This window comes from Pseudomonas protegens, from assembly GCF_003732485.1.
GTDB lineage: Bacteria > Pseudomonadota > Gammaproteobacteria > Pseudomonadales > Pseudomonadaceae > Aquipseudomonas > Aquipseudomonas protegens_B.
The window spans coordinates 131556-140762 of the sequence record NZ_MOAK01000066.1; the positions used below are offsets into that span (position 1 = coordinate 131556).

The 9207-nt window shown below is 60.3% G+C and carries 7 protein-coding genes; 4 read left to right on the plus strand and 3 right to left on the minus strand.

What is annotated here, in order from left to right; genetic code table 11:
• Positions 1-86: hypothetical protein (locus tag BLX41_RS35630; protein ID WP_259744992.1), on the plus strand; the 86-nt coding region annotated here is incomplete at its 5' end.
• Between the two features lie 321 nt (positions 87-407).
• On the plus strand, positions 408-1157 hold the full coding sequence (locus BLX41_RS17660; protein WP_123725953.1) for a fimbrial biogenesis chaperone: 750 nt from the start codon (positions 408-410) through the stop codon (positions 1155-1157).
• Positions 1158-1249: 92 nt separating this feature from the next.
• On the opposite strand, the gene BLX41_RS17665 is transcribed toward BLX41_RS17660, so the two are convergent.
• Positions 1250-4840, minus strand: coding sequence for an ATP-binding protein (locus BLX41_RS17665; RefSeq protein WP_123725922.1), 3591 nt, complete (start codon positions 4838-4840; stop codon positions 1250-1252).
• A gap of 10 nt (positions 4841-4850) precedes the next feature.
• Complete coding sequence (locus BLX41_RS17670; protein ID WP_123725923.1) at positions 4851-5474, minus strand: response regulator transcription factor; 624 nt, start codon at positions 5472-5474, stop codon at positions 4851-4853.
• Between the two features lie 557 nt (positions 5475-6031).
• Here BLX41_RS17670 and BLX41_RS17675 point away from each other — a divergent pair.
• Positions 6032-7273: an EAL domain-containing protein gene (locus BLX41_RS17675; protein ID WP_185073641.1), complete on the plus strand. Its 1242-nt coding sequence runs from the start codon at positions 6032-6034 to the stop codon at positions 7271-7273.
• Between the two features lie 158 nt (positions 7274-7431).
• On the opposite strand, the gene BLX41_RS17680 is transcribed toward BLX41_RS17675, so the two are convergent.
• Positions 7432-7905 (minus strand): hypothetical protein, encoded by a 474-nt coding sequence (locus BLX41_RS17680; RefSeq protein ID WP_123725925.1) that lies wholly within the window; start codon positions 7903-7905, stop codon positions 7432-7434.
• A gap of 194 nt (positions 7906-8099) precedes the next feature.
• Between BLX41_RS17680 and BLX41_RS17685 the strand changes: the two genes are divergently transcribed.
• Positions 8100-9002, plus strand: coding sequence for a LysR family transcriptional regulator (locus BLX41_RS17685; RefSeq protein ID WP_185073643.1), 903 nt, complete (start codon positions 8100-8102; stop codon positions 9000-9002).
• The last annotated feature ends 205 nt before the right edge of the window (positions 9003-9207 follow it).

A 9207-nucleotide genomic window follows, 5' to 3' on the forward strand; every position in this document is an offset into this window, starting at 1 on the left:
TCTGGCATCGCCAGCACCAGCAGGCGCCGGGGTTGCAGTGGCTGCGGGGAGAGATCAGCGCGATTGCCAGCGGGGTTGCGCAGTGAGGGACACACTGTCGGCCCCTGCGGCCTTCAAGGGTTTCCTAGTGGTCGCAGGGCCCATGTAGCAAGGCTCGCGAGCATTTGCGGGCCAGAGGTCTTGGTGTGTGTCTGGCTGGAAATCAAGAGCCTTCTTGATAAAGGCTAAGAGCTGTCCTATCTCATTCAGATGTTAACGTTTGTAGGCTTTCCCAGCCTTGGGAATAAGGCAAACGCCAAACACGAGTTAGGTATCAATCCAATGAAGTCAATCCTCAATCGGGACCCGGCCTTGTGGGCGGCGGTCGGCCCCGGTATGCCCTGCCTTTTGCCCAGGGTCAGGCGGATATGAATACTTTTCTTCGATTGCGTAGTGGCTTGACTCACCGCAACTGGCTGTTCTGCGCGGCCTTGATAACACTCTGGCCAGACTCCCAGGCATCTGCCGGGATCATGCTCAGCGGGACGCGAATCATCCTTAATGCTGAGCAACACAGTGTATCGACCATAGTGTCCAATCTCACCGGCAACGATATTACGGTGCAGACCTGGGTCAGCGACGTCAAGGACAGCAAGGACTCGCTCACTCCGTTCATTGCCCTGCCGGCCCTGTTCAAGGTGCGGGCAGGCGAAGAACAGGTGGTGCGGATCATCAAGACCCCCGGGCCACTGCCGGAGGATCGGGAGTCGCTGTTCTACTTCAATGCCCAGGAAATTCCGCTGCTGGACCACCAGCAGGGCAACCCGTTGAAAGTCGTGCAATGCACCCGGGCGAAGTTGTTCTACCGCCCCGGGAATTTGCCGGGTACGCCCCAGGAAGCCCCCAGTCAGTTGCAATGGAAACTGCTGGACCAACCTTCTGGGACTGTATTGCGGGTCACCAACCCCAGTGCTTATCACGTCACCTTCATGGGGTTGCGGATAATGGGCGGTGGCCGGCCCATCGAGTTGAACGATGTTGGTATGGTGACGCCCAGGTCCAGCCAGGACTACCGGCTCAACCACAAGCTCAAGTCCACGACTGCCACCGTCGAGTTTTCGATCATCAACGATTACGGCGGTTACAGTGATCCCATCAAGTCCAGTGTCAGGTTCTAAGCTGCTGGCCGGATCACACTGTTCTGCAACGTAGCGCGCGGACAACGCCCACACGCTTTGGCTTGTGGGCGTTGTCGTGTCTGCAGAGGCATTCAGTCTGGGTTGGCGGAGGCCGTTAGCATCTTGTTGAGTTTGTCCATCAGCCCCCGCACCTCATTGCACAGCTGGGACAGGGTGCTGGCGGCGGGATTGTCCTCAAGGGCTTGCTCCAGGGCTTCGCACAACCGTAGCAGCGACTCGGACTGCATCATCTGCGCCGAGCTTTTCAGTTTGTGGGCCAGGTGGGCCAGGGCCTTGAAATCAAGCCGGGCCATGGCGTCCTCCAAGGCCTCAAGATCCTGCTGGTTGCACACGATCATGTTCCCCAGCAGGCTGCGCCGCTTGTCCTCCGGGAGGTTGAACAGTTGCAGCGCCGAGGTGCCGTCTTCCAGCGCCTCCCGTGCCGTGCTCTCGGCGAACAATGGTACATAGCGGGCCAGCATCGACACGCTCAGGGGCTTGAGCAGGCACACATCCATGCCGGCCACGAGGCCGGCCTGCATGTCTTCTGCATGGGCGCTGGCGGTGGTACCGATGATGGTGCAGGGGCGCATGCGCAGCTGCTGTTCCAGACGGCGAATCTCTTCGGTCAGGGTGATGCCGTCCAACTCCGGCATATTGCAGTCGGTGATGATCAGGTCGACGTCGCTGTCTTCCCAGATAAACAGCGCCTCAAGCCCATCGTGGGCCAGGATCGGCAGATGCCCGAGCAGTTCGATCTGCTCCTTGAGCAGGTTCAGGCTTGGCAGATGGTCCTCGACGATGAGGATCTTCAGGCGCTGCGAAGTCGAGGGAGCGGGTTCGTTCACTGGCAGCGCCAGCGGGGTGTCGTTGGGCGAGGCTTCCTCGGCGCAGGCGGTCAGGGTCATGGTGGTGCCCTTGCCCGGGGCGCTGTCCACCAGCAGGTCGCCGCCAATGATCCGGCTCAATGACTGGCAGATGCACAGACCGATTCCGGCGCCGCTGTTACGGTTGGCGGTGACCCGGGAAAAGGGCGTGAACAGGGTGGCCATGTCGGCGGGATCGATGCCCGGGCCGCAATCTTGCACGCTGATGGAAAAGGCGAAGCGTCGCTCACCCAGCGCGATGCCCTGGACCCGCAGAGTGATATCGCCACTGTCGGTGAACTTGATCGCGTTGCTCATCAGGTTGGAGAGGATTTGCTTGACCTTCAGGCGGTCCAGGCGCAACGGCAGATCGGCACAGGCATCGAATCGGGTCTTGATCGACAGCCCCTTGCGAGTTGCCAGGCTGTCGAAGATCGCCTGGGTGGAGGTGACGATCTGCTTCAGCGTGCAGGTCTCGAGATGCAGGCGAGTCTGCCCGGACTCGATGCTGGAGATATCGAGGATGCCCCCCAGCAGCTCCAGCAGGCTGACCGCCGCCTCATGGGCGAACTGCAGCGACTCGAGGTTCTTGCCCTGGGGCGCCTTGCGAGTCAGCACCAGCTCCAGCATGCCGATGATGGCATTCATGGGGGTGCGAATTTCGTGGCTCATGGTGGCGAGGAAAGTCGACTTGGCACTGTTGGCCTGGTCCGCGGTCTCCTTGGCCTGGCGCAGTTCTTCGAGGATGCGCAGGCGATCGCCGATGTCCAGCCAGCCGCAGACCACGCCGAACACCTGCTGACGGTCGTCCCGTAACGGTTGGACCCAGTGGTAGATGTCCAGGGTCTGGCCGCCCAGGGGCAGCGTCTGGTCACAGGAAAGGGCGACGCCGCTGGTTGCGACCTGCTCGTAGTCCTGTAGCCATTGTCCGAGCACCGTGCTCCCGAGCATGGCGTCGAGCATCTGGGTGTTGGTGGTGGAGGTGGCGCCGGGTATGAAGGTCTGGGCATAGGGGGTATTGAACAACAACAGCTCGCCGTCGCGGCCACGTACGTAAATGGGGTGGGGAATGCTGTCGACGATGTTCTGGATCAGGCTCAGGCGTTCCTGTAGCTGCTTGCGCACGATGGATTTCTTGAAGATCAGCTTTCTCAGGTAGAGGATCCAGATGCAGGTGACCAGCAGCAATACGAAGGAGGCGCTGAGCACCTGGTAGACCCTAAGACTCACGCCCTCCCAATATATGTTGTCGGTCGCGGCATTGGCGCGCCAACGTCCGGAGATGGCCGCGGTTTCACTGGGTGAAATGCGCAGCAGGGTTTTTTCGATAATGGAAATCAGCACCTTGTTGTGTGGCTGGCTGGCGAGGCCGATCCGGGCGTTGGCGCCCTTGAACAGGTCCGAGATTTTCAGGTCAGTCTCGTATTTGTACGACAGGTAGTACCGGGCCTGGTTGGTGGAGGTCAGGGTGAAATCACTGCTGCCGTCGCGAACCCGGTTCAGGGCGTCGGCGAGATTCTCGGTGGTGTGGATCTTCAGGTGCGGGTAGTTCTGGCGTATATGCTCCAGCAGGGCATCGGAGCGGGGCAGGGCGACGCTTTGTGCGGGACTGTCCTGGAGCTTGAACTCCTCGGAGCCGGTGTTTTTGGTGATCAGGGTGTAGGGCGTGGTGATGATCGGATGGGTAAACAGGTACTTGCGACTCCGGGAGTCGGTCTCCGACATGATGCCCAGGTCCACTTCGCCCTTGTCCAGCAACTCCATGGCCTGATGCACCGAGCGGGTGCGGACGATTTCGAAGTGCAGCCCGGAATTGAGACGCACCAGCTCCAGGATATCGGACATGGTGCCGCCGAACTGGCCTCTGCCGTCGAACAGCGCGTAGGGCGCCAGGTCTTCGCTGACGGCAATCCTGAAAGGCTTCTTGCTGCCCAGCAGTTGTTTCTCTTCGCTGTTGAGCACGCTGACGAATTCGTCGTCGCTGCACTTGAGGGTCACCACCCACCAATTGACCATTCTGATGATCTGGCAGTGGCTGCGAGACAGCAGTTGCCGGTTGAGGATGGACGCCAGCTGGCTGTTGTTGTCGGTGTAGGCAAAACCTATTTTCGCCTCCAGGCCGTTGACGCTGACGTTGGTCACCAGCTGATTGTTGAAGTTCTGGCTCAGCAGGTAGTTGGTGCTGACGGTATCTCCCAGATAAGCCTGGGCATGCCCCTTGAGCACGGCGGCAATGGCTTCATAGGGCGAGTTGTAGTTCTTGATGGTGGCGCTGCGAAAGATCCTGAAGGTGTCCTCATCGATAAAACCGTCGTGGGTCGATGAAATCTGCGCAGCGGGATCACGCAGGTCCATATCCAGCAGGCTACCGGTGGTGGAGTACAAGGCGATCTGGGTATAGGCGTAAGGGGCAGAAATCTGCGCGCCGTACTTGTGCGCCTTTGGCCGGGTGGCGGCGTCCACCAGGTCGATCTCGCCCGCCTTCAGTGCCTTGAAGGCGCTATTGCGGTCCGGATAACCGATGATGTCGAAACGGGTATTCAGGACTTTCTGCAAGGCCAGCAGGTTTTCCGCGAGTATGCCTTCCAGTTCCCCTTCTTCGGAAAAGATGGTCAGGGGCGGGTAGTCGGGGAGGGTCACGCCGACTCTTATGGAGTTCCTCTTACTGAGCCAGGCCTGGTCCTCGGGGCTGACCTGGGCGGAAAATTGCAGGCCCTGTCCCCGTGAAGACAGTTGGAAGGTCTCAGTGCCTGCAGCAACGCCGGGCAGCAGCGTCAGGCTCAATGCCATGAATAGCGTCAGCAGGGTGTTTTTCATGTTGCGAGGGTCAGACCAGGTTCATTTCTTTGGCGATACCGGCCAGTTCTATGGTAGTGCGTACTCCCATTTTTCGCAGGATGTTGATCTTGTGTCCGCTGACGGTCTTATTGCTCAAGTGCAGCTTGTCCCCGATGGCCACGTTGCTCAGGCCCTGGACCAGTAGTTGCAGCACAATAACTTCCTTGTTGGTTAGTTTATGCGTGCTCAAGTCGCTGTTCTGGCCGTGCTCCATGTAGTGAGCCAGTACTTCCTTGGGGAAATACAGATACCCATCGTTGATGGTCTGAAGCCCCTTGACTAGTTCATCCATGCTTGCACTTTTGTTGATGAATCCCAACGCTCCGGCCTGCATGCAGCGCGCGGCATAGGTACTGGCCAGTTGCGAGGTGAAGACCAGGGTCTTGGTCTTGAGATTTTCCGAGTTGAGGCGCTGTAGCACCGAAAGACCATCCAGGCTGTCGAGTCCGATGTCCAGCAGGAGGTACTCCGGAGCAAGGCTGCGTACTTTCGCAAGTGCGTCCAGGCCATCGACCGACTCGGCAACAACCTGGTAGCCGTTTTGCTCCAGGGTCGCTCGAATCGCACCAGAGATGATGGGATGGTCGTCCACGATTAGTACGGTTTTATTCATGATTCCCTCATTCTGATTATTATTTCTAGAGTGCTTATAACTATGTGCAATAAAGTTCCGAATCGACGAATTATTATACACTCAGGCACTCTTTCGCCAGCTCTCAAGCATTCTATCCGGCGCGCTTTTAAGGATCTTCTTGGTTTTGCGCGAGAAGATTCTTGGTTTTTTTTGACGGATGCTTTTTTTAGTCAGCGAGTTCTTCTAGTTACGCTGGATAAAAGCCGCAAGGGTAGTCAGTTGTTGCCCTTGAGTTGTTGTATTAGTAGTGGCGCCTGGGTTGATTGCATCGATTGAAGTACTTGTCTTCATGCGGATGTGCACAGGGGCCCGGACCAAGTCCCCGGTGATGGGCTCCGAGCCGGGCAAGGCCAATGCCCGGACGGCCTTTACCCTCATTGACACGTCAGGAGCAAAGCTCGGCCGCTGAGGTGCAGGGGCGTTATTGACGAAAAACGCACCCAACCTCAGACGCTTCCTACCTCCATTCAAGAAGCATCCTGAGTTCAGTTGAGTCTGATTTGGATAGCATGCTTTTTTTACCGGAGCCGCAGGTCATGTCGACGCTAAGCGTATTGTTGTTATGTTCGAACGCTTTTCGGGTTCGGCGGTTTTCCAGAATACTGGCGGCTTCGGACTTTGCCCGGGTCCAGGTGATCAGCCAGGAAAACGAGTGGAGCCAATTCCCTCCGGAGCTGGGTGAACTGGACCTGGTGATCTGCGACTCGTTGCACTCCCTGACGGCCATTTATTACCTGCGCCGACTCTGCGAACACTACGGTTTCTTCTCGATGATCGAGTGTGACGCCCTGGAAGCTTCCATCCGCTGGGGACTTGCGAACTTTCGCACGCGTTCCGGCAAGTATTGCGTCGGCAGCTACAGCGACCTGGACACGGCGCAGATCAGTGGCTTGCTGTTCAAGGCCCTGACCGTCAAGCGCACGGTGAACAATCACTCTCGCAGCAACAGCCTGGCGGTCGATCGGCACGCCCCCGCCGGCAATGACTGGATGATGCAGCGGGATATCGTTCAGGCTCTGGAGCAGCAGCAGATCGTTGCCTATTTCCAGCCCCAGGTGTGCCTGAGGACCCGTCGCATCACCGGCGCCGAGGTCCTGGCCCGTTGGCATCATCCCCACAAGGGCATGCTGGGACCGGGGTTCTTCCTCGATCTGTTCGACAGCCCGGCGCGCCATCGACAGCTGTTCAACTGTCTGCTGCAACAGGGCCTGATGCTGCAGCGGCAACTGCAGGCCCGCATCCAGGGTGAAGCCCTGGTGTTCTCCTACAACATCGAGGCCAGCCAACTGACCGACCCCGAGTTTGCCGCCCAGGTGCTGCTGCAGATCGAGGAGGCCGGGGTGCCCAAGAAGCAGGTCACCCTGGAGGTCACCGAGCGCCAGGCCCTGACCCTGGACATGCAGAGCATCGAGAACATCAGCGTTCTGGTGAAAAGCGGTGTGCGCCTGTCCCTTGACGATTTCGGTACCGGCCACTCGTCGATCATGCGCCTGGCGGATATTCCCTTTGGCCAGATCAAGCTCGACTCGGGCTTTGTCGCCAACGCCCTGGGGCTCAAGGAAACCCGGATCATCGAGGCGGTGGTGGGGCTGGCACGCTCGCTCAATCTGGAGCTGGTGGCCGAGGGTATCGAGACCGAGAAACAACGTGCCCACCTGCAGCGCCTGGGGGTCGATGCGGCCCAGGGCTACCTGTTCCACAAGCCGATGCAGGGTAAGGCGCTACTGCAGGTGTTGAGCGCGAGCCACTCGCCGCTGCGACTGATTCGTCAAGGCTAGCTGCGCAGCAGGCCGGCGGTTCTCACATCAGGGGCAGTTGCCTGGCAATAGTGGCCAGCTCGAGCGCGGTACGCCCCCAGGTTTCTTCAGCACCTTCCGGCCAGGGGCCGAGGAGGGCGGGGTGACAGGTTGCACACAGCCCAGGGGCTGTCGCGCCGTTACGGCGCCTTGAGCATCACATAGGCTTCACCGCCACGGCGATCGTGCATGAGGATGAAGCTCTGGCCGTCGAGGGTGATCCGTGCCGGTACGCTCTGTGCCAGCGGCGTGCTGGAAAACTTGCCGACGCTGCTCAAGAACTGTTGGGTCAGCGAGCTGTCGTTCTGGCTTGGGGTGGTGATCGCGCACTCCTTGTTGATCTGGACCTGGACCCCCAGGGTCTGGTCCTGGTTCATGCCCATCTTGGCAAAACCGGCGTCGGTGAGTTCCCCGATGCCATGGGCCCGGGCGGCGGTTTCGGCCCCGGCGAAGGACGGTGCGGACTTCAGGCAGATATCGCGAAAGGCCAGGATACCGGCCGAGGTGATGGTGGGTTCAGGGTCGATCTTGCGGGTGACGCTGGAGCAGGCGCTGAGCAGCACCAGGGCGGCGAGCAGGGCGGCAAGCGGTGCAGTGCGGGGCAGAGTACTCATGGACAATCCTTGGCGAAGGGCCGGCAGTGGCGCCGGGCGTGGTTCATGCCGAATCGTGCAGTCGGCTGTCTAGCAGGGTAGGCACGGCGGGTGCCCAGATCAATGTTTTGTAGAGGTTTGGCTGGCGAAACTCAGGCGCTCTGGCGCAGTAATTGCGTGCTTCATGGATCAGTTCAGCGATGGGGCGAGCGGCCATGCAGTTACGAGCGTTGCGTTATTTTCACGAGGTGGCCCGTTGCGCCTCCCTGCGCCAGGCGGCAGAGCGGCTGTACGTCACGCCCACCGCCGTGAGTCGGCAGATCGAGCAACTGGAGCACTTCTTTGGCACCGCGCTGATCGAGCGTGGCCCCCGGGGGATTCGTCTGACGGTGGAAGGCGAGTGCCTGGCCGAGCAGGTCAGCTCCACCTTGCGCGGCTTCGATCAGGTGCGTGACGTGATCGCCAGCCGGCAGAGCCAGGTAGCGGGTAACGTCAGCATCCATGTGTCGGAAAGTATCGTTTCCAGTGTGTTGGCGCCGGTGCTGGCCGCGTTCAACCGGGCCCACCCCAAAGTCACCTTCAACATTGTCATCGCCAGCGCCGGCGCCACCCTCGATGCCCTGTGCAGCGGCGAGGCCGATCTGGGACTGGCCTTCTACCTGCAGGAACGGGTCGAAGTGGAAGTGACCGCCCATTGCCAGTTGTGGCACCGGGTTCTGGTCAGCGCCGAACATCCTTTCGCCCAGCGCCCGAGCATTCGCCTGGAGGACCTGGAAGGACAGCCTCTGGCCATTCCGGATTCGGCCTACGGTGTGCGTCAGGCATTGGAAGGCGCGGCCCGCAAGCGTGGGGTGAACATTCTGCCGGTGTTCACCACCAGTTCCCTGGAGGTGCAGAAAAGCCTGGCCCGCCAGCGTGCGGCAGTGCTGATCCTGCCCCAGGTGGACGCCGAGGCCCGGGACCTGGGTGATGGCCTGGTGGCGGTGCCGATTGACGACGAGCACCTGGAACGGATTCGTGTCGATTTGTGCGTGGTCCGTCACCGCCCCCTATCGGTAGCGACCCTCAGATGCCAGGAAATGCTCGCCCGCGCCATGCAACGCCATAGCCTGCCGTAGGAGCGGGCTTGCCCGCGAAGGCGTCCGCCAAGGCGATGCAGGCTGGCGGGCCGCTTCGCCGGCAAGCCGGCTCCTACGGGGTTTTGCGCGATGCTGGAGTCTGGCGTAGGAGCGGGCTTGCCCGCGAAGGCGTCCGCCAGGGCGATACAGGCTGGCGGGCCGCTTCGCCGGCAAGCCGGCTCCTACGGGGGGGGGGATGGGGGCA